Source organism: Proteus hauseri, from assembly GCF_040139125.1.
In the GTDB taxonomy this organism is placed as follows: domain Bacteria; phylum Pseudomonadota; class Gammaproteobacteria; order Enterobacterales; family Enterobacteriaceae; genus Proteus; species Proteus hauseri_B.
The window spans coordinates 444,271-468,540 of the sequence record NZ_JBEEUB010000003.1 but is presented as its reverse complement, the minus strand read 5'-3'; the positions used below and the strand labels follow the sequence as shown (position 1 = coordinate 468,540).

Sequence of the window (24,270 nt, the reverse complement as noted above, 5' to 3'; positions counted from 1 at the left end):
TAGCGTATTTACCTTTTTTAATCTTTAGTTTAAATGATAACAAAAAATACATATTTTTATAACATTTGGACTGAAAGGGTAAATTATGGATTTTATCACTAATATGTTAAGCACTATTAATGGTGTGGTGTGGGGAGTACCAATGCTAGTTGGTATTCTTGGTATCGGTCTTTTTATGCAGATTAGGCTCTCTTTTTTACCCATTAGAAAGTTAGGAACAGGGTTTAAGCTGCTATTTGAAAAGAATGACCAAAGAGGTGAAGGGCAAATATCGCCATTTAATGCCTTAATGACCGCGCTTTCTGCCACAATAGGAACAGGTAATATTGCAGGGGTAGCAACGGCGGTGGTTCTTGGTGGACCAGGTGCGCTGTTTTGGATGTGGATGACTGCTTTAGTGGGAATGGCAACAAAATATTCAGAGGCCGTATTAGCTGTGCGTTTTCGTGAAGTAGATAAAAACGGCAACTATGTTGGTGGTCCCATGTATTACATCAAAAATGGCTTAGGTAAAAATTGGGTATGGTTAGGAACACTATTTGCCGTATTTGGTAGCTTTGCAGGGTTTGGTATTGGTAATACAGTACAAGCAAACTCGGTTGCTGATGTACTAGAAAGTAATTTTGGTATTTCTACGACAATTACAGCGGCGATATTAGTTGTTTTAGTTGGTGCGGTATTAATTGGTGGTATTAAACGTATTGCTGATGTAGCAGGTAAATTAGTGCCTTTTATGACTGTGGGCTATTTTGGTGCTGGAATTGTGGTATTAGCCATGAATGCAACTGCAATTCCTGATGCATTTATTCTTATTGTTAAATCGGCATTTACCCCGGTTGCTGCACAAGGTGGCTTTGCTGGTGCTGCGGTTTGGGCAGCAATTCGCTTTGGTGTCGCTAGAGGTGTGTTCTCTAATGAAGCGGGTTTAGGAAGTGCGCCTATTGCTCATGCTACCGCTAAAACACAAAATCCAATTCGCCAAGGCTTGATTGCGATGTTGGGAACTTTTATTGATACTATTATTGTTTGTTCGGTCACAGGATTAACGATTGTTATTACAGGACAGTGGCTAACCGGGCAAAGTGGAGCAACACTAACCGCCGCTTCTTTTTCAGTCGCCATTCCGGGTGGTAATTATATTGTTGCTGTCGCCTTGGCAATTTTTGCATTTACTACCATTTTAGGTTGGAGTTTTTACGGTGAAAAATGTGTGCAATACCTATTTGGACCTAAAGCGATTATGCCATTTCGTATTGCGTGGTTAATTGCGTTACCTATTGGTGCCACTCAGTCATTAGAGTTTGTTTGGTTATTAGCGGATACATTAAATGCAATGATGGCTATCCCTAACTTAATTGCATTGGCATTATTAAGCCCTGTTGTTTATCGTCTAACAAAAGAGTATATAAAAGACGTTAACGCTAATGATATCGAAATAAATAAAGAGACAAATTCAAAACTAAAAAATGAGGCTGAATCTGAGTAAGTCGTTCTTACTTATCAGCTAACGCAAAAACACAACGAAAAAACCGTATGCATCATAGACATTGGGTATACGGTTTTTTTATGCCGGTATCACTAACCGATATACTCTAAATATTTCGAGGTGTAGTTAGATAACAAGTCAATGAGTTACTAGACGCATGTGAATAAATGTAGTCAACAACGCTGCGACTGAAGCATAACGAGTATAAATAAAAAAGCCTTCTGGGGAGAAGGCGAAAGAGATGAGTATAGATATTATATTTATTAGAATTTTAAAATAGAGATAGATTATTCTTTCATGCTGATAAAAATGTTCTTCACTTGGCTATAAGCATCTAGCATCATTTTATGGGTTTCACGACCTAAGCCCGATTTTTTATAACCCCCAAATGGTGCATGAGCAGGTAGTTCATGATAAGTGTTAACCCACATACGACCTGTTCTTACCGCTTTTGCAACACGTAATGCGCGATTGATATCTTGAGTCCAAACTCCACCACCTAACCCATATTCAGAGTCATTAGCCATATCAATAACTTCATTTTCGTTATCAAATGGAATAACGCATAAAACAGGTCCGAAGATCTCTTCTCTTGCAACACGCATTTGGTTAGTGGCATTAATAATGATAGTTGGACGAACAAAGAAACCATCGTCATAACCTTCACCAGTAATACGTTCACCGCCCGTTAAAACAGTTGCCCCCTCTTTTTTAGCCAATTCAACATAACCTAAAATGGTATCCATTTGGTCTTGGCTAACTTGAGTACCCATTTGTGTATTTGGATCAAGGGGATCACCGACACGAATACTCTCAAATTCAGCTTTTAATGCTTTCAAAAATTCATCATGTATATCTTTATGTAAGAATAGACGAGAACCTGATTCACAGGCTTGTCCTTGGTTCATTAATATTGCTAGCGCAGAATATTTAACTGCTTTTTTCATATTGGCATCAGGGAAGACAATATTGGCTGATTTACCACCAAGTTCAAGCGTTGCAGGAACCATTTTTTTAGCTGCCGCCGCTGCAACGGTATAGCCCACATTGGTTGAGCCTGTAAATGCTAGTTTATCAATATCTTGATGTTCTAAAATAGCTTGTCCTACAACAGATCCGCGACCCGTAACAATATTTATAACTCCCGCTGGTAATATTTCATTTAAAATACGACCTAGCTCTAATAATGAAAGCGATGTCAATGTTGCTGGATTAATCACAACGGTATCACCTGCTGCTATTGCTGGTGCCAATTTCCATGCTGCCATCAGTAATGGGAAGTTCCATGGAATGATTTGTCCGACAATACCAATAGGTTCACGAATAACAAGGCTAATGGTATTTTCGTCTAGGACGGCACTTTCATCGGTATGAGAGCGTATCACGCCTGCAAAATATCGAAAATGGTCAATAGAGGCAGGTAAATCTATGTTTTTCGACTCATTGAGAGGTTTACCATTATCAAGGGACTCAATCCAAGCGAAACGCTCTTGTTCTTGCTCTAATCTATCGGCAATTTTTAATAGCAGGGCTTGGCGCTCAGCAGGAGAACTTTTGCTCCATGATTTAAAGGCTTTTCGTGCAGCACTGACTGCACGTTCGACATCTTCAGCGCTACCTGATGGATATTCACTAATAAGTTCGCCAGTTGCGGGGCTATAGGTTTTTGTTGTTTTTTGCGATGTACTGGATACCCATTCTCCTCCAATTAACATTTTGTAGCTTTCTAGAGGGCGAAATTGTGATGGAACATTATTTAATTTAATCATTTTTAATCTCCAGTGTAGGGGGTGAGCATCATCAGTTTTATTTAATACATCTTGTTATGCTCATGCTAATAAAATATATCAATTGAAGTAATTTGATTAGCTATTAATGCAATAGGTGATATTAACTATAAAAAACAATAATGAAAGTTACACTTATAATAAAAAGTGATATAGCGTGAGTAACGTTTTTACTCCTTACCTCTAATCCAATAGCGCCCCTTCCTGTTTCAAACGCTTTAATTTTCCTTTTCTATTTATCTTCTCGTGCGTTAATGGAAATCACTTCTTGGTTTTATAAATTTGATTGAATTAAGCGAAATCAAGGGATGTAAAAAAGTGATATTAAGCAATAGATAGAAAATTGCTTTAGATCAAACAACATTCAGATTGTTTAATTTTGCACTTTTTCTCTTATCAAAATGGCGTATTCTTATGTTGTATATAAAATGCAACTTATAAAAAAAAGCGTTATCTCTTATTTAGAAGGAATACGATATGTATTGTGTGCAATGTGAACAAACAATGAAAACCCCTGTAGGCAATGGCTGTGCCTACGCGCAAGGTATGTGTGGTAAAACAGCGGAAACATCTGACTTACAAGATTTACTAGTTGCAGTATTAGAAGGACTTTCTGCATGGGCAATTGCTGCTCGTAGCGTGGATATTATTGACCATGACGTAGATAGCTTTGCGCCTCTCGCCTTTTTCTCTACATTAACTAACGTAAACTTCGATTCTGATCGTATTGTTGGTTACGCCAAAGAAGCTATCTATTTTCGTGAGAGCTTAAAAGCGCGCACATTAGCTAAAAATGCCGCCATTCAGGTGACTCATCCAAGAGCTGAAATTCAGTTAGAAGGTACCGATCTTGCTAGCTTGCAAAAACAAGCACAGCGTTTTGCGCTAAATAGCGATAAAGCGCAAATTGGTGAAGATCTTCATGGTTTACGTATGCTTTGCCTTTATGGTTTAAAAGGTGCTGCGGCTTATATGGAGCACGCACATGTTTTAGGTCAATACGATAATGAAATTTATGCAGAGTACCACCGCTATATGGCGTGGTTAGGTACTGATCCCGCTGACATGAATGAATTATTAGAAAACGCAATGGGTATTGGTCAAATGAACTTCCGTATTATGGCAATACTGGATAAAGGCGAAACAGATGCTTATGGCAACCCGGTGCCTGTTAGCGTAAATGTGCGTCCTGTTGCGGGTAAAGCGATTTTGATTTCGGGTCATGACCTTAAAGATTTACAGATGTTACTTGAGCAAACGGAAGGCAAGGGTATCAATATCTATACTCACGGTGAAATGCTGCCAGCTCATGGTTATCCTGAACTGAAAAAATATAAACACTTAGTGGGTAACTACGGTAGTGGTTGGCAAAATCAGCAAGTAGAATTCGCTAAATTCCCAGGTCCTGTTTTAATGACCTCAAACTGCATTATCGATCCTAATGTGGGTAATTATGGCGACCGTATTTGGACCCGTAGTATTGTTGGTTGGCCGGGTGTAAAACACATTACTGGCGATGATTTCTCAGCAATGATTGAACAAGCTCAATCATTAGACGGTTTTCCTTATGATGAGATTGAACACTTAATTACGGTGGGCTTTGGTCGTCAAACGCTATTAAATGCTGCTGATACGGTTATTGATTTAGTCTCGCAGAAAAAACTGCGCCACGTATTTTTAGTCGGTGGTTGTGATGGTAGTCGTGATGAACGCAGTTACTACACTGATTTAGCAAGAGAAATTCCACAAGATTGCTTAATTATGACATTGGCTTGTGGTAAGTATCGTTTCAATAAATTAGATTTTGGTACCTTGGAAGGCTTACCACGCTTACTTGATGTGGGTCAGTGTAATGATGCTTACTCTGCGATTATGCTAGCGGTTCACTTAGCTGAAAAATTGGGTTGTGGTGTGAATGATCTACCACTATCTCTGATTTTGTCGTGGTTTGAACAAAAAGCGATAGTTATTTTGTTAACTCTGCTTTCACTGGGCGTTAAAAATATTTATACCGGTCCAACAGCACCTGCATTTTTAACAGATAATCTGTTAGCGGTATTGAATGAAAAATTTGGTATGCGCTCTATTACTACGCCAGAACAAGATCTTAAAGATATTCTTTCTGCTTAATGTTTTAATTCATCATCATTGCCGAAGCCTGCGGGCTTCGGTGAGGAATCAATATCCATGACGATGCCTACTTCTCTTTGCCCTAATCGTATGCAAGTTCACTCTATTAATCAGGAAACGCCTGAAGTGTGGACACTAAATTTAATTAATCATGACTTTTATTCTTATCAGCCAGGACAATTTGCTTTGGTGAGTATCAATAATAGTGATGAAACAATGCGAGCTTATACCATTTCATCTTCACCGGGATTAAGCCCTTTTATTACCTTAACTGTTCGCCGTATAGAAAATGGTGTTGGTTCTGGCTGGTTAACCTCAAAGGTAAAAGTAGGTGATTATCTTTGGTTATCTGATGCACAAGGTGAGTTTACTTGTGCAGGTAAAGAGGGTGCTCGTTATTTAATGTTAGCCGCTGGGTGTGGTGTAACCCCAGTGATGTCAATGACTCGTTGGTTGCTAAATAATCAGCCAAAAGCAGATATTACGGTTATTTTTAATATTCGTGAACAAAGTCAGTTTATTTTTGAGAAAGAGTGGACTGAATTAGCCAATGCTTATCCTTACAATCTTAATTTTATCATGATGTCTAAATTACCTGATAATAAAGGGTTATTTAGTGGTCGTATTTCTCAAGAAAAATTAGCCGCATTAGTGCCAGATATAGCGAGCCGTACCGTTATGTGTTGTGGTCCAAATAGCTATATGGAAGACACGGGACGTTTTGCCAGAAATCTTGGCGTAAGTGCTGAAAATATCTTTATGGAACGTTTTGGTGATGAGCCAGTTTGCGTTGATGATAATGAACAACTCACAATGACTATTCGTCATCCTTTATCGCAAATTAAAGTCCCTGTCGGTGTATCGTTATTATCTGCAATGGAAGATAACAGCGTTCCTGTCTTTGCTGCTTGTCGTGCTGGTGTATGTGGTAGCTGTAAAACACGTATTGTTAGTGGTGATTATGATGTCACTAGTACCAGTACATTAACAGCACAAGAGATAGCTCAAGGTTATGTTTTAGCATGTAGCTGTCGCTTAAAAGGGGATGTTGAGCTCGCTTAATATTCTACTATTCCCCCTCCTTCTTTCTTTTTTGTTCTCTTTTCTACCCTGTTAATTTATTAGCAGGGTTTTTTGTGTCTACATCTTCAATTAAATGTTGATATCATCAGGACAATACCAAAGTAGGTTTATATTAAAAGCCCGATGTTTATTTATTCAATATAATAGAAGTATGAAATCAACATTCAATATAAAAATATATTTTAGGTTATAGGCAGTTTCCTTATAGACATTCTGCTATGATTTAATTCATCGATAGAGTAAGGGGGGATATATGAAAAAAATGTTATTTATTTGTTTATTTAGTGTCATGCTTTCCGGCTGTGAAAAATCTCCAACCCTTGATGGCTCTAACGTTGAGACACTACGAATATCGATTGTTGAAATGCGCAACTCGCTACCTTTAGATGAACAAGAACGCTTCGATGAAGCAATAGAGCTTGCGATACTAAATGATATTAACTTTAATGATCTTGTTATTGCTGGTCGTAATAAAAATGCAGACCTTATTACACAAAAAATGTGTCAATCATTAGATGGTAAAACAGTAAAAGAGATATTTTCACAAGCGGAACAAATCAAAGTGCAAAAATTAGCATTCAAATAATCAATTAATAAACCGATTATTTATTGAGACACGATATTAATCTTCGTGGTACTTCTTTATTTCATTTTTGAATGGCGTTTGGTTATTTAATTTCCAAGTGAATACTTTGGTCATGTATTTCATCAATAGAACTTAAACAGAATCGTTATGGTGCTTTTCATTATGTTGTGGCTGGTTATAATGCGCGCCGCATTCGCAAGAAAAGTGCAGTATCTCGTTAGGCGAGGCTCCTATACAAACATAGGTTACTGATCTGACGACGTCGAGAGACGCCCAAGATTAGGACAGGATATATCGACCGAAGGTATATCCCCATGTAACTTCCTGTATTCATTGGATACGTTGTATAGTGCTAAAACCGAGACGTGTAGATAGCTTTTGCATTCTCGCTTCTGGTTTCGCCCCTATGGAGAACTGATTTGCTAAACACAAACAGTAATAGGGAACCACAACAATGAAATTCACAACTCAAAATAAAATGGATGCTGTATTAGTCGCAGATTCATCCTTAAACACACCTCAAAATAATTCAGCACAAGATCAATACAGTCGTTTAAAAGACGATGCCACAGTAAGCGCTTATATGAGCCAGTCTTATATTGCCGTTTCTGTTGCAGATTCTGTTGAAAATGTGAAAGCACAGCTTGTTAATGATTTAAAAGATGAATTAATCCCAACTTATCTTTATGTGGTTGATAAAGATAATTATTTAAATGGGGTTTTACCAGTTAAATCACTACTAACGGCAGAGAATGACTTATTTGTATCAGACATTATGCGTCAAACTTTTTTCTCAGTATCTCCTGAGCAAGATAGACATGATGTTTATCAACTAATAAGCCATAGCGGATTAGACAGCGTGCCAGTGATGCATTTTGGTAAATTAGTCGGTGTATTACGTCCTCAAGATATTGCGGAACTGATTGAAGATGAAAATACACTTGATGCACAGATGCAAGGTGCGACATCGCCATTAGAGCAGCCTTATTTAGAAACCAGCCCAGTGACGTTATGGCGTAAGCGTGTTGTTTGGTTATTGATGTTATTTGTTGCTGAAGCTTATACCAGCACGGTATTACATGCTTTTGAAGATAGACTTGAAGCTGCTATTTCTTTAGCCTTTTTTATTCCATTGCTGATTGGTACGGGCGGAAACAGTGGTACGCAAATTACGTCAACATTAGTACGAGCAATGGCGCTTGGAGAGGTGAGCTTACGCAATGTTTGGTCAGTATTAAGAAAAGAGATAACCACATCAATTATGGTTGCACTGACTATGGGGATCGCTGGTTTTGTACGTGCGTGGTTCTTAGGTGTAGGCATGGAAGTGATGATTGTTGTTGGTTTAACACTGGTATCAATCACCGTTTGGAGTGCGGTCGTTTCTTCTGTTATTCCAATGGTATTAAAGCGTGTGGGTGTTGATCCTGCTGTTGTATCAGCTCCTTTTATTGCCACCTTAATTGATGGAACCGGTCTTATTATTTATTTTGAAATCGCATCGCATGTGATGAGCGAGTTTGCTTAAAGCAGCAACAAATCGAATACCCCAATAGGATCGGCGATATTTAACTTTATCGCCGATTTTGTTTTTAAGGCGGCAATTTTTAGCTGATAACATCAAGTTGTGGTAAATATTAAAATCTCTTGGCAGCGGCGGCAGCGATACTGTGTTTCACCACGTTGTACTTTATTATGACGACGAAGTGTTAAGCGGTGAGGTTCTTCGCATTGACAAGCATAAGTAAACGTTTTGGTTTTTACACTACTGACATCAAAGTGGTGTGTTCGCTTTGCTGAAACCTGTAATACCGTCTCCATCATCCATTTCCATTCCTTTCCGTGAGGGGCAACGCGCCCAAAGTGACGATTCACTAATAAGTGTGCCAATTCATGGGGAATAACTTCTTCAATAAAATTCTGTTTATTTTCAATCAATAATGTAGGATTAAGACGGATTTCCCAATTTGCATAATAGGCACTGCCTGCAATAGTTCCTCTCTGATTATAATGTAGAGTGGGTTCTGGGTAATTTGTATTAAGATACTGATTGGCCTGCTGCAACTTTTCACGCAATGTTCGCATAACATTTTGCACTAAGGCGATAGGGACTCTGACGGTTTTCATGTTAGAGAGCATATAGCGCCTTATAAAAACACGCAATAAAAAGAAAACTTGCACAATATATAAATTAACATATTATTAAAAAGTATATTGATTATGGAGTTTACCATGACACAACGAGTTCAACCTGATTTATTGGATGCAATGAAGTTAGCGGCTAATGAAGCCTCTACCATGCTTAAAACGCTGGGAAATGGCGACCGTTTACTACTATTGTGTCAATTGAGTCAGGGAGAGAAAAGTGTAAGTGAATTGGAAGAGAGCTTAGGCATTCGTCAGCCAACACTTTCTCAACAACTTACCGTTTTACGTAATGAAGGACTTGTAGAGACTCGTCGTGATGGAAAACGTATCTTTTATTCTATTGCTGATGAAAAAGTGTTGGTATTGCTCAATACGCTTTATCAGCTTTATTGTCCTATAGCAGGTTAATTTATGAATATTGACTGGGTTCACTTTACGCCACTCAGTGCGGCGATAGGTGGGCTTATGATAGGTCTAGCTGCGGCAATTTTATTACTCTTTAATGGTCGTATTGCTGGAATAAGCGGTATTTTAGGTGGCGTATTATCAACAAAGCAACAAGGAAATGGTTGGCGTTGGGCATTTCTCTTCGGCATGTTGATTGCACCTACCCTGTTCTATTTATGGGATAAACCGCTAACACCTATTATTGAAACATCACCTAGGATGTTAATTGTTGCCGGATTGCTGGTGGGTGTAGGTACTCGCTTGGCAAATGGTTGTACTAGTGGTCATGGTATTTGCGGCTTAGCGCGATTATCGCGTCGCTCTATTGTTGCTGTTATGGTTTTTATGATCACGGCATTCATTACCGTCTATATACAACGTCATGTAATAGGAGGCTAATGAAATGACTAAATTCGTTGCCTTTCTAAGTGGTCTACTATTCAGTGCTGGGTTAATTGTGGGTGGCATGAGTAATCCACAAAAAATTATCGCCTTTCTTGATATTACAGGTAATTGGGATCCCTCTTTATTAATTATTATGGGAGCCGGTCTTTGTGTCAGTATCATTAGTTATCAATTAGCCCGTCGTCGTCAAAAAAGCTTATTAGCGTGTTCTATGGCAATTCCCACTAATTCAGTGATAGATAAACCGCTGGTTATCGGCAGTGTGTTATTTGGAATTGGTTGGGGATTAGCGGGTATTTGCCCTGGACCTGGTTTGGTATTAGCAGGTGCTGGGCTTTACCAAGGTGGCTTATTTGTCTTGGCTATGATCGCAGGTTGGTTACTGGTCGGATTATTTCGTAAGAACGTATAAGTACGTACAAAAGTCAGCGCGAATAGTAGAATAAATAATGGGAGGCAATGCCTCCCATTTGCTATTTAAAATCTGCATAAGGAATTAGCGGATTAGGGGGTAAATCTAAATCGCCATTCCAGCCATCAAATGAGTAACGTAAATACATTAACGCATGGCTTGGTGTGTAGTTTTTGGCTTGTTGAATATCAACGGCGGCACCTATAAACCAATGGGGTGTAATTCGGTGTTCAATTAAGGCTCTTGCGGTATAACCAAAACCGTTACTGGCATCGCCTTTATCTACCGCATCACGCTCTTGATAATAGCGCTTCATCATCTCTTCTCGATCTTCAGGGCTAAGTCCATTCATATAACGATTGAATTTATCAATAGAAACCAAATTTTTTAACGGGTAGCGTTTTTGATCGTCTGTTTGTGAGTAAGACCATGAAACCGAGCCCGATAATTCCCAAGACCAATTTTCAGTACGTTGACGATAATTAATGGGCAATCCTATAGAGAGATATTTTTGAGGGCTATAATATCCACCTTGCCCTAAAGTGTAACCACTGAGATCTTTGTCATAATGCCAAAGCATAGTGTTTAGACCGATAGAAACACGACGGTTATTTTCATTAATTAGCTTGTAATAATAGCCTCCCATTCCTCGTATACTGCTATTATCTTCAACGTTTTTTCCAGTTAATTTATCAATGGATAGTTCACCCCAATAACCCTCTTTTCCACCTTGATCATAGCTTCCACTTAAACGAACGCCAGTGCGAGTGACATTTCCCCAAGTTTGATTGGTTAAAGGATCTCGTTGACCAGCAAAAGCAAGTTGAGAGCTATTAACCGGGCGACGATGAAGATCAAATGTCCACCCAACATTGTAAAAATCGTAGTTATAAGCCACTTTACCAACCCAATCGGTGACTTCAAACCCTAATGGTGCTGTACCAATATCCCATTGCCAACGCTCATTTTCCCAACCTATTGCAGGGCTAACACCAAAGGCTTTCTGTTCTAGCGCAAAACAACCCGTTCTATAGCAAGTGCCAAATTTTGAGTCATAAGGTGATGTGCCTAATGTGCCACTGGTTAGATTAACTAAATCAGCACGCCAGAAAAATCGCCCATCATAAATAGGATGATCAAGCTGCAACATTGTAGTGTGAGCGCGTAATTTCGAGTAACCCGCACTGCCACTTGAGCCCCAGTAATCGTGTTCAAGGGTAAATCGCCACTCTTGTTGACGATAAAGGGAGTGTGCATCTGAACGTAAACTCCGAGTTAACCAATTATCTTGTTGGTTATTACGCATCAATTTGGTGTATTGATTGTTCTCTTTGGGGGGTACTTCTGTGATCCCATCTTTCACCATTGCTTGTTGATAATAGTGTTGTGCCAGCTGAGGATGTTGGGTATCACGTTGAAAACGTGCCATATCGCGTAGTATTAATCCATCAGCATTTTCGGGTTCTAATTCAATTTGGCGCGCTAAATAGACAAAATAGTGTTGAGCCTTTTCACTATTTCCAACTTCTTTTTCTGCATTCGCTAAACGTCGAAGTGAATTTGCATTAAATTGTGTTGGCGCGAGTGTTTCTATTTGAGCAAGATAATATTTTGCCTGTCCTTTTTGGTTCTGTTCTAGCAAGGCTTCCGTTGCACCTAATAGTGCGGTTTCATTATTCGGCTCTAAGTTTAATGCAGTATTGTAATAATTCACTACCTGAGCGGGATTATTTCGCTCTTGTGCCCATTGCGCTAATAATAAATAAGTCTGTATTTTTTGTTCTGGTGGAATATGTGTAAAAAGATAATCCACTGCCTGTTGTTCATCGCCTTTAGCCCGTAGAGATCCAGCATGGTCAACTGTTTGACCAAAGCGTAAGCGTGTCTCTAGCGCTTTCATACTTTCAGAACGTTGTGCCAGTGGAATTAAATTTAACGTATTGAGCGCTTGTGTTTCACGACCCGTTTTATTGAGATAGAGCGCATAAGCATAGAGACGAGAAGGATCGTTAGGTAATCGGTTATTAAGTTGATTAAAATACATATCAGCCTGTTGAGGTTGATTTGTAATCAGTAAATCATCGGCAAGTCGGTAGATATTCCAAACATCATTAGGATATTCTTTAGTAATATCTATACGTATTTCTATTGCTGTTAAATAATCTTCTTTTTGTTCAGCATCTGCGGCTAAATCTTGTCTTATAGCTGAAATAATATAGCCATAATCTTCAGACAGTTTTCGATATTGTGTTGGCGTTAATGCGGCAAGATATTGAGTCGCTTTTTCATAAGATTGCTGTCGATAAAGCTTGGCTAAGCTATGTAATGTTGCAGCGTTATTAGGTTGATACTTAAGTGCCTGTAAATAGTAACTTTCAGCTTTATCGCTCTCTTGCTGTGCAAGTGCAATATCACCTAATCCAATATACGGTTCACTTTCATAAGGGGCTATTTTATTCACCTGAGTGAAATATTTTTCTGCTAAATCATAATTTTGCTTTAATAACGCATCATCAGCTTTTGAAAGTAAATACCAATATTGATTAGAGTGTAACAGCGTGCGCCACTGATGGTTATTGTCATGTTCTGGTGCTAATTTTATTGCTTGAGAAAGATAGTAAATAGCCGCACTACGCTGATTAGCGCGAGAATATTTTACACCTAATGCACCCACAATTTCGGCATTACTAGGTTGCTGACGTAACTGTTGTTTCAAGGTTGCAATGGGCAGTGATGTTATCTCTTTCTGCTGCGGTATGCTGTTGGTAGTCACTGCTATTTTTTGCTGTTGCTGTTGTTGGTAAAGCGCTGCTATCTGTGCATTTCTAGGGTAAATACGGTAAATAGCATTAATACGCGGGGTTTTTTCCTCATATGACGATTGCATTAGCACCTGAAGATACTCTAGCGCGGATATTTCATCAGGTGGCATACCTTGATAAATCTTATCATATAAGGCTAAAGCCTCATCATAACGACCTGCTGTACGATATAAATGCGCTTGTTGCAGCTTTTGGCGTCCTTGCTCTGTGATTAATGATAACAGCTTCATTGCCCGTTGATATTGCTCAGATTGAGGATGTTGCAACGCCAATTGATCTGATAACTGCTGTGCTTTTGCACTGTTTTGCTGTTTTACAGCAAACTGAATTTGCATTAAAAGCACATCAGGATCGTTGGGTTTGATTAACGATAAACGGTGTAATGACTGGGCAACTAAAGTGTCGTTGCCCGATGATTCGCCAAGCCTAACCTGTTGTTGTAAAAAGTGTTCACTGGTTTCATTTATGGCTTGTGCGACAGGCGAGTAGCCTGTCAGTAGCAGTAGTGTAATTATGGTGTGGTGATAGCGATAACGAAATTGCCGCATAGCTTAGTCCTTAGCCGACAATCGACGTTGGCTTCTGATTTTCATTGCGCGCCAAATCAGCAGGGAAACTAAGGCGATACCAATAATGGCAGCCAGACCAAGCCAAACGGGATGTGAAGCAAAGAGATACCAAACCTCTTCCCACCAAGGTAGATAACCCACGTAATAAGTATCCCCAACTCGTAAGCTATTAACACCAGACTCTCTGATTAGCACCACAGAACCGTACATTGCATCGCGTTTACCGCTATCACTGATGGCTTCGTTTAATAAGCGATAGCCTTGATTACTATCAGCTAGTAGTGCAATAACACTACGTTGAGAATGAATGGGTGATTGAAATGCAATAATGGCACCCAGTGATCCTTTTGCTGTTAAAGAGGTTCGGCTATCTGCTTTTCTGTCGGATGGTTGATAATTTGAATGGCTAAAGACACTAATTTCACGAGAAGGCAGTGTGATTTCACTGCGTGCTTTATCAATTAACAGATTCATTTGCTTATCGTTATTGAGTGCTGGTGGAATAGTACCAATAAGCAGTAAATCAGCATCTTTTTGTTGAGCTTGTTCTAACGAGCTGGTTAATGAAACATTTAATGCCGGATAACCTGTTTGTGCACCAATATTACCCGTAGAGATTAATAGGGTTGATAGTTGTTCTGGTGAAGGTTGTTGATTAACAAAAATCAGGGTTTCAGAGAGATCGGCATAGCGGCTAAATGGAAATCCAGCATGGCTATAAACGCGTAAATCCGGCAGTGCAATATAGTGTCGATAGCTCCCTGTAAAATTAAAGCTTGAGAGTTCATCTATTGCCACTGCGTTAGGAACGGGATGATAAGTTATACACTGCTCGACTGAGCCCGCAGGAATAGGGTTGGTGTAATCAAAAGTGAAGCTGATTTTATTACGTTCGCCCAGTTTTACCGCTGGAATATTCAGCAGGTTTTTATGCTCAATCCAACCTTGAATTAATGGTAAATAAGCGATAACGAGATTATCTTTTTTATCTTTTTCAAGTGGATACGCTTTAATAAAGTGATCATTTACCGAAATAGACATACGAGAGTCATCTTTAAATGCAGGTGCGGTATATCGATAACGCAATTGCATTTGTAGCCCCGTATTATTAAACATAAATAAATCAGGAGGTAAGGTCATATTTAAGTTAATAGGTGCAGGTTCTAATCCGCGAGATTGCAACTGACCTTGGTAACTTTGTAAGCTATTAAAGTAGATCGGTTTATTGAGCTGTACCCATTTAGGTGCATCGTAAGGTTCGCGAGGTGCCAACAGATCGACCTGATTAATTGTAACGGCATTACCTCTAAAAATAGCTTGTCCACGAACAATACCATTTACTGCGGTAAGCAAGTCATTATCATCACGTCCCATAATCAATAGTAACTTCACATAGGGATTATTAGGGTGGGTCAGCATTTCAATAGTAGGGGCGGTTACAGCAGGATGGTTGGTTAAAAAAGCGGGACGCTGCTGATTTGTCGCAAATACAATGCTGTGTTTATTGGGCAATGTATTGTAATAAACCGGGTAATTTTGTTTACGCCAATCGACTTGACTACCAAACCATGAGCTGAGTACTGCGGCTGCTTTTTGTTGTTCAAGATTTGGTGATTGGCTAAAGACCATCGGTAACGTTAACGCACCAAAGTCGCGACTATCAAAGAATGGCTCAGGAAAATTGGCTAATTCATTACTTAAGCGTAATGACTGATAGGTAAGGTTTAGCTGACTATTTTGACTGATATCGAGCCAAATTGTGGTATTCGCTTGGTTTTCACAAATTTCACGATAATGCCCAATAAAGGAGAACTTTATATGATTGAAGTCTTGGATAAAACGAGGATCTATTGGCACGGTGACTTGGTTTTTATGACCTAAATCCTCCTTTTTTAAGGTAATAACACCCATCATTTCATCATTTAAATAGACATTTAGATGAGACTCGACAGGCAACAAAGAAGGCGATGGCGTAAATTCCAGATCTAACGAGGCATTTGAAACATACTCATCACTGCGTACACCAAATTCTAAATAACCATCAGGGCTAACGCCTCGTAAATGCAATGCACCATAACTTGGCGCCGTATGTGAAAACTTTAGTGTTTCTTGGCGTGATGCCGATGTGGCTGACATTGATGGCAATGGTGTGATTTCAGACGTTGTCGCCGCTTGCTCTGGCGTATTGTTTTGTACTTCTTGAAGTTCATCACCATAAGATAAGGAAGTCAGCATAAATAAGGTGAATATTAAAAAGCGTTTTTTCATTATTGTTACCCATCAATCTTATTGTTTATTAATAAACGTCTAAAAAAGCGGTTTATTTTCAATGTTGTTGAAAAATCTGTGAAATATTGACGCGCTGAGGAAGTAATGATGAAAACCACAGCAGCAATAGACCGAGTAAGCGAAAGGTCGCAAAAAATGGATAAGGTGCTTGTTTAAGCAGCGTGCCATAACCTTGCATGCTGATATAAATGATATTTTTTAAACTATTTAGGGGTTTATCTTCAGGAAGTGCTTGTTGCCAATTTGCCCATGTATCTGCTCTTTCAAAGGTACAAGCTGTAAAATCAATGGATTTTTGTGTATCCATTTCAATTAATTGCATGCCAATTACTTTGCCATCGATGTGTGAAATAGCGGCTTTAAATGGATACTCGTGATTATTCTGATTTAATAGCAGCGTTAAATCGTCACCTTGCCTCAGTGAGAGTGTTAGGTTGTCAGGTAATAAAATGGCACAACCGTTATCAGAAAAATCATAAAGATGGCAGGGATATAACGCACCATCGTTTAATAGCAACATCGCAGGCACTTTTACTCGAACGCGCGGAAAGTGGCGCTGTTGTTTGGTTTCAACAGAAACCGCGATAGCAACACCCAATAAAATCAAGTTATAGCAAACCCATAATAGGCACATAACAACCGCCCAAATTTCATCTGCATCACCCGTAACAATGCGCCAAAAAGCAAAGATAACGCCGAGTAGATTAAGGTTAAGGAAAATCAGATAAGGGCGATTTATTTGCCAATCAACAAAATCCTCTTTCATTATTCCCCCCTTTTCAGTGACATTAAATTTGCCTTTATGAGGAGAGAAAAGCGTGCTGAGAACAGGGCGAGTGGTATACCACGCTAATATAGTTTCATAAATCTCCCCCCAAAAAGAGTGTCGATAAGGACCTTGTAACTTGGCGCTCGCTAGCCAAATATGAATTAAATAGGGAACTACATATAAGGCTATCGCCACTGCTGGGGCATAAATGATATAGGCATGAAAAATAAGAAATGTGAGTGGTGCTAGTAAGAAAATCATCCGAGGAATGCCTGATAAAAAATGCAACATGGCATTTAAATAGCAGAGGCGTTGTGGCAAAGAGAGCCCTTTACCAAGTAGCGGATTATCAAGACGGAATATTTGGATCATTCCTCTAGCCCAACGTATACGTTGACCAATATGTGCAGAGAGTGATTCTGTTGCCAAGCCAGCAGCCTGTGGAATACGAATATACGCTGAAGTCCATCCATGACGATGTAAGCGTAATGATGTGTGAGCATCTTCGGTGACGGTTTCAACCGCAATGCCACCAATCTCATCTAAAGCGGTGCGCCGTAAAACGGCACAAGATCCACAGAAAAATGCCGCATTCCACGTATCATTGCCATCTTGCACCAAACCATAAAATAGGGTGCCTTCGTTAGGCGTTTCACGAAAGTTACCTAAATTACGCTCAAAAGGATCAGGCGAGAAAAAATGGTGTGGGGTTTGAACTAGCGCTATTTTTTCCTCTTTTAAAAACCAACCCATTGTGAACTGTAAAAATGAGCGTGTAGGAATATGGTCGCAATCAAAAATAGCCACAAATTCGCCTGTTGCTTGTGTTAATGCATGATTAATATTTCCCGCTTTTGCAAAATCATGTTTTTCACGAGCGATATAACGAATACCCACTTCTTGTGCAAACGCTTTAAATTCAGGTCGTGAACCATCATCCAGTAAATAAATAGTTAACTTATCTTTTGGCCAATCAATATTCATACTGGCATAAATGGTCGGTTTTACTACTTGTAGTGCTTCGTTATAGGTTGGAATAAAAATATCGACGGTTGGCCACTGGGTTATATCATCAGGCATTGATACGGGCTTACGATGAAGCGGCCAAATACATTGCATAAAGCTAAGAAACAGCACACTCCAGGCGTAAGTTTCAGCGAGCAATAATAACAATCCACAAATAAGGCTAACGTTATCTACCCAATAGAGCGTAGCGTTATATCGCCACCAAATATAACGACAGGCAATAGTGAGCGCTAATATCACCATGGTAATTGCGGCAAATCTCCCTGGAATATCTCGAATAGCCAATGCTGCTAACCAAATAACGACGACAAAAATAAACTGAAAAGTGAGGTCAAAAGGTTGAGTAATACAAAGCAAAATCGTAAAAGTGGCTAAAATTCCAATAAAAATAAAGAGAAAACGTTGCCAAAATGAGGTGCGTTGTTTTTTATGATGAATAATTTCAACGGCAACGGGTGATACATGTGCAAAAAGCCGCTGATATAATTGTCTTAAGTAGGTGATTATCTGTGTTGGTTTTTTTACTAAGAATAGCGCAATGTAATGAGTAATAAGCCAGATACTTTGTAATAAATAACGCAACGGATCAAAAACTTTAGGGCAGCGAGGATCTATGTGCGGAAATAAAGCACGTTGTTTGCGCGCTATTTTTCGCCAAAAGGGTGACTCCATACGCAGAATAAGCCACATCAAACCCAAAAATAATTCACTGATAATGGCACCACTACGAGAAGCACCGTTGCGACGATAAAATTTATAGTAGCGAATAAGAATATGAGGCGGAGCCTCTTTCTCAGTCTTATAAGTTGAATTGTAAGATGATGGCATTATGGTTGTCCTTCTTCTCTTACAAATAAGGATGAACACCAATCAGTGAGTTGCGCTATCTCTTGTGCAAGCATGCAGTTAGCTCGATAATCTTGTAGAGGTAAACGTGAAGCACTTGCTTCAAGTGCGGCTTCATCCTGATGTAGTTTTATTGGGCATAATGGAAAATGGGTTGTTTGCCAAAACTGGTAAAAGTCTTGATGAATTTGACTGGTAGACCTAAATTGGTTGATTAAGACGTATTCGTTGTCAGCAAAGATATGTTGGCTTAATCGAATATGGCAATTACTTTCAGCCATTGCCGTCGTTAAACAAATATTTGCTTTTTCTACCCAAGGAGAGAAAAGCGTATCGGGTCTATTTTGTAAGTCCATTAAAATAACGGCTTGTGGGTGTATTTTAGAAAATGCCGTTATAAAATTTTTAAACTGATTTTTGGCTGAAAATGAGAGTTGTAAGAGCAAATCATCTTTTGTATTTGCTAAACCAAAAGGTAATAGGTGATAACCCGATTGATACTGATATACCGCCTCCGTAATTGGTGTTCTAGCCAATAATGCTTGATGAAGAGTGATTTTTTGCTGCTGCTTTATTGAGGGAAAATAAAAATTTAATAGGTTATCGATGCAATTATCTACGATAAGCACTTCTTTATGCTGTTGATGAAATTGGCGAGCAAGTGCAATTGTCGTTGATGTTGTTCCGACACCGCCTCTGATCCCTTTTAATACAATAAGCGGCATATTAACCTCGCTTAGTATTGTAATTAAAAGCGCGGAGTAATCGCCAACGATAAATAATCTCTAAATTTTTTTTATCATTAATAATATCCTTATAGTGATAGTTGTTTAATGAAAATAAATTTTTTAGCTGGTTTATATCTTGGTTTGGATTGTTTTTTTCTATTTTTATCTTGTGACTGATAAATATTTTATTTTCCATTTTATATCCTTAAATAAAAAACGAAATAAATGTGTCGTGTTCTGTTTTTTGGATTGAGATAATAATAAGGGTTTTATCGCTATTTACATTTTAGGATAGGCGGTAAATTTATTAATTACAATTACGTAAAGATACATAATTTAATTTATCAAAATCTAAATTCATTATTTATTTTTGTTTTTATTCTTTGGTTTAATTGTTTTTAAATAATGATTGATATTTTATTTAATATAAAAAGAGAAAAATAAACTCATATTTCTTGCTTAAGTAAAAATAAATGCAATTTATGAATCTATAACAATTTTTTAAATTATTCATATTCGATAGTCATTATTGTAACTTGATTGTCATCATTTATAGTCTAAAAAAGATCTTCACTTGCTCTTTTTATGAATTATTATGCTGTTTTTTATGGTTAAATGTATTGATATTGTTGTTTTGTTTTAATTAATGGTGATGGTTGTTAATTATTATAAATATATCCGTTTCTATTTTGATGTGTGCAGATAAGATAACTCTGTGTTTTATTATTTCATGTAAATAAAAAACCGATTTTAAAAATAGTAGCTATGATATAAAAACAAACCTTATGATTTTATATTTTCATTTAGTTATTAATTAATTTCTCTAGATGGCTTTATTTTTAATTTTTCATTTGTTTTTTTGTTTGTATTTTAAATTAGGTATTTTTACTTGAATGTTTAATTAATATTCTATAGAGAGAGGTTCTCTATGGTTTCTAATTATTATTAACTAATAAAAAGACAGGTGTGATTAATTATTGAACTGTCGAGTGTGATTTATTTATACTGATAAGTAGGAAATTAAAATGAACAAGTCAAAAACAACCCAATTTGATTTTTTACATTACTGGCATGGGTTGGGTGCATGGAATTTCTATTTTTTATTAAAGTTTGTATTGCTTTGGTATGGTTATTTAAACTTTGATGCTTTTAATAATTTACTTTTTCTGGCTTTTTTGTTGTTTCCATTACCAAAGAAGTTTTGGCATAAGTTGCGCAATTGGATTGCTATCCCTATCGGAATAGTTTTATTTTATCATGATACTTGGTTACCAAGTATTTCTACGGTATTAACTCAAGGTAGTCAGCTTAAGCAGTTTTCTTTTGATTATCTTATTGAATTAACAGTAAATTTTATTAATTTAAAAATGGTTGGTGTGGCATTTATTCTATTGGTTGGTTACCTTTTTATTGAGCAATGGATGAGAGTCTCTATTTTTATTATTGCGGGTGTTTTGTGGCTTAATTTGGGGGGATTTACACATTTCTCTCAATCAATGGTACCCGTTGTATCTGCTAATACGATAGATGTAAATGCTAAAGAGAATAGCATGGCAAGTCGCACAGAGGCGGCTAAAGAACCACAGATGCCACCTCAACCCCAAGAACAACGTCATGTTGCTATTGCACCAGAAAATGAAGTTGTTGAACAAAATAGAATAAATGCGCCTTATCCTCTTCAAAAACTGAATGCAAATAATAAAGTATTAAACGATTGGTTAGCTCAGTTTTATAGTTACGAGAGAAAACGGGTAACATCATTTCCTAAAAGCTTATCTTCTGATGCTCAACCTTTTGATATTTTAATTATTAATATTTGCTCATTATCAACAGATGATGCAGAAGTGGTGGGGTTACAACAACATCCTCTCTGGGGCAATTTTGACGTGCTCTTTAGCCACTTTAATACCGTTGCTTCATATAGTGGTCCCTCCTCTTTGCGCTTATTGCGTTCAAGTTGTGGACAACCTCATCACTCTGATTTGTATGATCCCGCTGATGCTCAGTGTTTGTTAATGGATAACTTAGCCACTTTAGGATTTGATAAACAGCTAGTACTGGATCATAACGGTCAATTTGGTAACTATTTAAAAGAGATCCAACAGTTAGGCAATCTTAATGTTTCACTGCAAGAGCAAGAGGGGTTATCAAATCAAATAACAGCGTTTGATGGCACCAAAATCTATAACGATAAAGAGACGCTAGATCGTTGGCTAGAAAAGCATGAAAAAGCTGGCGACAAACGTGCTGTTACCTTTGTTAATATCGTTTCATTACACGATGGTAACCGTTTTGTCGGTGAAAATACCACAGCTGATTATGGCAAAAGAGCCACTTCGTTACTGGATAATCTAGATAAATTTATAGATGACCTTGATGAAAAAGGCAAAAGAGTGATGGTGATAGTAGTACCTGAACATGGTGCCGCTTTACAAGGCGATAAAACACAGATGTCAGGGTTGCGTGATATTCCCAGCCAAAGCATTACGACAGTGCCTGTGGGGATCCGATTTACAGGAATAAAAGATAGAGCTCAGTTTCATCCGCCTGTGATTGTAAAAGAACCAAGTAGCTATTTGGCACTCTCTGAGTTGATTGCACGTAATGTGAATGGTGAAATTTTTAACCAAACATCAGTTGATTGGAATGCACTCGCAACGGATTTACCTCAAACCGCTAAAGTGTCAGAAAACCAAGCCACTATCGTTATTGATTATCAAGGTCAATCTTATATAAAGTTAAATGGAGGGGAGTGGATTAATTATCCTAACTGATATTTTATTTAGCTTTTTATCGTACTTACTTTTTATTTATACCTCGATTCTCGCTTCCTCACTTGAGGCCCCCGTATTGATTGCGGGGTTTTTTATATCAAAAAATTCGAGGTGAAAAGAGTATAAAAAAACTGCATCAGTAAAGATGCAGTTTATTAAGAGATTGCATTGTTAAAACAGCTTAATGGTTATTTTAAACCCGCTGCTTCACGTAAGATTTCTGCTTTATCTGTTGCTTCCCAAGGGAATTCTGGGCGACCAAAGTGACCATAAGCAGCGGTTTTTTGGTAGATAGGATGCAGTAAATCTAACATTTGAATTAAGCCATAAGGGCGTAAATCAAAGAACTCACGCACGAGCAGGATCAGTTGCGCGGTTGGAATTTTTTCAGTGCCGAAAGTTTCTATCATAATAGATGTTGGCTCAGCAACACCGATAGCGTAAGACACCTGAATTTCACAACGATCAGCTAAACCAGCAGCAACGATATTTTTAGCAACATAACGAGCAGCATAAGCAGCAGAACGGTCTACTTTAGACGGATCTTTGCCTGAGAATGCGCCACCACCGTGACGAGCCATACCGCCGTAAGTATCAACGATAATTTTACGACCCGTCAAACCACAGTCACCCATTGGTCCACCAATAACAAAACGACCCGTTGGGTTGATAAAGTATTTGGTTTGCTCATTTAACCATTCTACAGGTAAAACGGGTTTAATGATCTCTTCCATAACGGCTTCATGCAGTGCTTTCTGAGTGATATCTTCAGAGTGCTGAGTTGATAAAACAACTGCATCAATACCCACAATTTTGTTGTTGTCGTATTGGAAAGTAATTTGGCTTTTTGCATCAGGACGTAACCAAGGCAATGTACCTGCTTTACGTACTTGTGCTTGGCGTTGAACTAAACGGTGAGCATAAGTAATAGGTGCAGGCATTAGAACATCAGTTTCGTTAGTTGCGTAACCAAACATTAAGCCTTGGTCACCAGCACCTTGCTCTAATGGATCAGCGCGGTCAACACCTTGGTTGATATCTGGTGATTGTTTACCAATGGCGCTGATAACTGCGCAGGAATTAGCATCAAAGCCCATATCTGAGCTGGTGTAGCCGATTTCACGAACCGTGTTGCGTGTGATCTCTTCGATATCGACCCAAGCTTTGGTGGTAATTTCTCCGCCAACCATTACCATACCTGTTTTAACATAGGTTTCGCAGGCAACGCGCGCTTTTGGATCTTGTTCTAAAATAGCATCCAAAACAGCATCAGAAATCTGGTCTGCAATTTTATCTGGATGACCTTCTGATACTGATTCAGAAGTAAAAAGATGTGTAGTCATTATATTTCGTTACCTTAATACGATACGAATGATTTAAGGATGGATGTTTTAACATCTAGACGTCTATTTTATGACTGTTTTCTCTTTAGTTCCAGTTCTTTTTAATCAATTATAGGGATGAAGCATAATCAAACAGTTAATCTTATTTTTTGTTACACACTATTTTCTGCTTGAGATGAAATAAAAAGAAGAAAAAAATCACTTTCGTGCATTTTGCTTTTGCATTTTGGACTAACTACAGGTATAAACTCGCGGTTACTGTGAAATCTGAACACAGTGTAAACCGCAGGATTATCTAAGATCCTGTTTCTCTGTTAGGGAAATGGCTTATAGCCTTAAGCCATGTGTGGAGTGAATGGGTAATGATCCATTGTCTACAGGTTAGTTTATTCAAAAACCAAAACAGTACTCGCCAATACTATGCCCGTAGTATGTTTAGAGTAATTTCCTCTTTGAACTCTTTTTCTTTAGAGCGAAGTTGTCTATTACTTGCCAATAGGTGATTGTGTTAACTTCTTATAGGTTAACTTAAGCGCTTTCTATTATTATATCCTGCATGAAGCTGGATAATCATATAAAAAATATATAGTGAGTCATTACTTCCAACTGTTATTTATCAG

The 24,270-nt window shown here is 38.2% G+C and carries 17 protein-coding genes and 1 riboswitch; of the genes, 9 read left to right on the top strand and 8 right to left on the bottom strand.

The genetic code is table 11. From position 1 onward, the window contains the following. Positions 1-85: 85 nt before the first annotated feature. The gene (locus ABN099_RS07975; RefSeq protein WP_349463104.1) at positions 86-1,486 is read left to right on the top strand and encodes an alanine/glycine:cation symporter family protein; all 1,401 of its coding nucleotides are present in this window, start codon (positions 86-88) and stop codon (positions 1,484-1,486) included. A 287-nt stretch (positions 1,487-1,773) separates the two neighbouring features. On the opposite strand, the gene ABN099_RS07970 is transcribed toward ABN099_RS07975, so the two are convergent. Further along, positions 1,774-3,255, bottom strand: a complete 1,482-nt coding sequence (locus ABN099_RS07970) for an aldehyde dehydrogenase family protein (protein ID WP_349463103.1) — start codon at positions 3,253-3,255, stop codon at positions 1,774-1,776. 495 nt (positions 3,256-3,750) lie between these two features. Here ABN099_RS07970 and hcp point away from each other — a divergent pair, with 495 nt between their 5' ends. The 4 genes from hcp (at position 3,751) to mgtE (ending at position 8,600) form a co-directional block, all read left to right on the top strand. Further along, on the top strand, positions 3,751-5,403 hold the full coding sequence (gene hcp / locus ABN099_RS07965) for a hydroxylamine reductase (protein ID WP_349463102.1): 1,653 nt from the start codon (positions 3,751-3,753) through the stop codon (positions 5,401-5,403). Between the two features lie 57 nt (positions 5,404-5,460). Continuing rightward, a complete protein-coding gene (hcr, locus tag ABN099_RS07960; RefSeq protein ID WP_349463101.1) occupies positions 5,461-6,465 on the top strand; it encodes an NADH oxidoreductase in 1,005 nt (334 codons plus the stop codon). 274 nt (positions 6,466-6,739) lie between these two features. Further along, positions 6,740-7,072 (top strand): DUF6694 family lipoprotein, encoded by a 333-nt coding sequence (locus tag ABN099_RS07955; protein ID WP_349463100.1) that lies wholly within the window; start codon positions 6,740-6,742, stop codon positions 7,070-7,072. A 206-nt stretch (positions 7,073-7,278) separates the two neighbouring features. Continuing rightward, a riboswitch (M-box (ykoK) riboswitch) is annotated at positions 7,279-7,450 on the top strand. 76 nt (positions 7,451-7,526) lie between these two features. Beyond that, on the top strand, positions 7,527-8,600 hold the full coding sequence (mgtE, locus tag ABN099_RS07950; protein WP_349463099.1) for a magnesium transporter: 1,074 nt from the start codon (positions 7,527-7,529) through the stop codon (positions 8,598-8,600). Between the two features lie 92 nt (positions 8,601-8,692). Here mgtE and ABN099_RS07945 read toward each other — a convergent pair whose 3' ends face one another. Beyond that, complete coding sequence (locus ABN099_RS07945; protein ID WP_349463098.1) at positions 8,693-9,199, bottom strand: SprT family zinc-dependent metalloprotease; 507 nt, start codon at positions 9,197-9,199, stop codon at positions 8,693-8,695. Between the two features lie 105 nt (positions 9,200-9,304). Between ABN099_RS07945 and ABN099_RS07940 the strand changes: the two genes are divergently transcribed. From ABN099_RS07940 to ABN099_RS07930, 3 genes are read left to right on the top strand one after another with little or no spacing between them, the layout of a single operon-like run. Continuing rightward, positions 9,305-9,628: a metalloregulator ArsR/SmtB family transcription factor gene (locus tag ABN099_RS07940; RefSeq protein WP_349463097.1), complete on the top strand. Its 324-nt coding sequence runs from the start codon at positions 9,305-9,307 to the stop codon at positions 9,626-9,628. Between the two features lie 3 nt (positions 9,629-9,631). Beyond that, the gene (locus ABN099_RS07935; RefSeq protein ID WP_349463096.1) at positions 9,632-10,066 is read left to right on the top strand and encodes a YeeE/YedE family protein; all 435 of its coding nucleotides are present in this window, start codon (positions 9,632-9,634) and stop codon (positions 10,064-10,066) included. A 4-nt stretch (positions 10,067-10,070) separates the two neighbouring features. After that, positions 10,071-10,484 carry a DUF6691 family protein gene (locus tag ABN099_RS07930; protein ID WP_349463095.1) on the top strand — a complete coding sequence of 138 codons (414 nt, stop codon included), beginning with the start codon at positions 10,071-10,073 and terminating at the stop codon, positions 10,482-10,484. A 61-nt stretch (positions 10,485-10,545) separates the two neighbouring features. Here the strand turns inward: ABN099_RS07930 and bcsC are convergent, their stop codons facing one another. Genes bcsC through bcsR form a run of 5 tightly spaced genes read right to left on the bottom strand, consistent with a single transcriptional unit; the run spans position 10,546 to position 19,729 of the window. Continuing rightward, positions 10,546-13,854, bottom strand: coding sequence for a cellulose synthase complex outer membrane protein BcsC (bcsC, locus tag ABN099_RS07925; protein WP_349463094.1), 3,309 nt, complete (start codon positions 13,852-13,854; stop codon positions 10,546-10,548). Positions 13,855-13,857: 3 nt separating this feature from the next. Next, on the bottom strand, positions 13,858-16,143 hold the full coding sequence (bcsB, locus tag ABN099_RS07920) for a cellulose biosynthesis cyclic di-GMP-binding regulatory protein BcsB (RefSeq protein ID WP_349463093.1): 2,286 nt from the start codon (positions 16,141-16,143) through the stop codon (positions 13,858-13,860). Positions 16,144-16,201: 58 nt separating this feature from the next. Further along, positions 16,202-18,787: a UDP-forming cellulose synthase catalytic subunit gene (gene bcsA / locus ABN099_RS07915; protein ID WP_349463092.1), complete on the bottom strand. Its 2,586-nt coding sequence runs from the start codon at positions 18,785-18,787 to the stop codon at positions 16,202-16,204. After that, entirely contained in the window at positions 18,787-19,530 is a 744-nt protein-coding gene (locus ABN099_RS07910; RefSeq protein ID WP_349463091.1) for a cellulose synthase operon protein YhjQ/BcsQ, read from the bottom strand. The genes bcsA and ABN099_RS07910 overlap by 1 nt, the downstream gene beginning before the upstream one ends. Position 19,531: 1 nt before the next feature. Continuing rightward, positions 19,532-19,729 carry a BcsR/BcsP family cellulose biosynthesis protein gene (gene bcsR, locus ABN099_RS07905; protein ID WP_349463090.1) on the bottom strand — a complete coding sequence of 66 codons (198 nt, stop codon included), beginning with the start codon at positions 19,727-19,729 and terminating at the stop codon, positions 19,532-19,534. A gap of 829 nt (positions 19,730-20,558) precedes the next feature. Here bcsR and bcsG point away from each other — a divergent pair. Next, positions 20,559-22,307, top strand: coding sequence for a cellulose biosynthesis protein BcsG (bcsG, locus tag ABN099_RS07900; RefSeq protein ID WP_349463089.1), 1,749 nt, complete (start codon positions 20,559-20,561; stop codon positions 22,305-22,307). Positions 22,308-22,495: 188 nt separating this feature from the next. Here bcsG and metK read toward each other — a convergent pair whose 3' ends face one another. Next, positions 22,496-23,650 (bottom strand): methionine adenosyltransferase, encoded by a 1,155-nt coding sequence (metK, locus tag ABN099_RS07895; protein WP_349463088.1) that lies wholly within the window; start codon positions 23,648-23,650, stop codon positions 22,496-22,498. Positions 23,651-24,270 lie beyond the last annotated feature (620 nt).

What these genes read in the sequence shown, in the direction of transcription:
- metK (WP_349463088.1), bottom strand. Translation starts at nt 23,650, where the DNA reads ATGACTACACATCTTTTTACTTCTGAATCAGTATCAGAAGGTCATCCA.
- ABN099_RS07970 (WP_349463103.1), bottom strand. Translation starts at nt 3,255, where the DNA reads ATGATTAAATTAAATAATGTTCCATCACAATTTCGCCCTCTAGAAAGC.
- hcp (WP_349463102.1), top strand. Translation starts at nt 3,751, where the DNA reads ATGTATTGTGTGCAATGTGAACAAACAATGAAAACCCCTGTAGGCAAT.
- ABN099_RS07935 (WP_349463096.1), top strand. Translation starts at nt 9,632, where the DNA reads ATGAATATTGACTGGGTTCACTTTACGCCACTCAGTGCGGCGATAGGT.
- bcsA (WP_349463092.1), bottom strand. Translation starts at nt 18,787, where the DNA reads ATGCCATCATCTTACAATTCAACTTATAAGACTGAGAAAGAGGCTCCG.
- ABN099_RS07910 (WP_349463091.1), bottom strand. Translation starts at nt 19,530, where the DNA reads ATGCCGCTTATTGTATTAAAAGGGATCAGAGGCGGTGTCGGAACAACA.
- ABN099_RS07930 (WP_349463095.1), top strand. Translation starts at nt 10,071, where the DNA reads ATGACTAAATTCGTTGCCTTTCTAAGTGGTCTACTATTCAGTGCTGGG.
- ABN099_RS07940 (WP_349463097.1), top strand. Translation starts at nt 9,305, where the DNA reads ATGACACAACGAGTTCAACCTGATTTATTGGATGCAATGAAGTTAGCG.
- mgtE (WP_349463099.1), top strand. Translation starts at nt 7,527, where the DNA reads ATGAAATTCACAACTCAAAATAAAATGGATGCTGTATTAGTCGCAGAT.
- ABN099_RS07955 (WP_349463100.1), top strand. Translation starts at nt 6,740, where the DNA reads ATGAAAAAAATGTTATTTATTTGTTTATTTAGTGTCATGCTTTCCGGC.
- hcr (WP_349463101.1), top strand. Translation starts at nt 5,461, where the DNA reads ATGACGATGCCTACTTCTCTTTGCCCTAATCGTATGCAAGTTCACTCT.
- bcsG (WP_349463089.1), top strand. Translation starts at nt 20,559, where the DNA reads ATGAACAAGTCAAAAACAACCCAATTTGATTTTTTACATTACTGGCAT.
- bcsC (WP_349463094.1), bottom strand. Translation starts at nt 13,854, where the DNA reads ATGCGGCAATTTCGTTATCGCTATCACCACACCATAATTACACTACTG.
- bcsB (WP_349463093.1), bottom strand. Translation starts at nt 16,143, where the DNA reads ATGAAAAAACGCTTTTTAATATTCACCTTATTTATGCTGACTTCCTTA.
- bcsR (WP_349463090.1), bottom strand. Translation starts at nt 19,729, where the DNA reads ATGGAAAATAAAATATTTATCAGTCACAAGATAAAAATAGAAAAAAAC.
- ABN099_RS07975 (WP_349463104.1), top strand. Translation starts at nt 86, where the DNA reads ATGGATTTTATCACTAATATGTTAAGCACTATTAATGGTGTGGTGTGG.
- ABN099_RS07945 (WP_349463098.1), bottom strand. Translation starts at nt 9,199, where the DNA reads ATGAAAACCGTCAGAGTCCCTATCGCCTTAGTGCAAAATGTTATGCGA.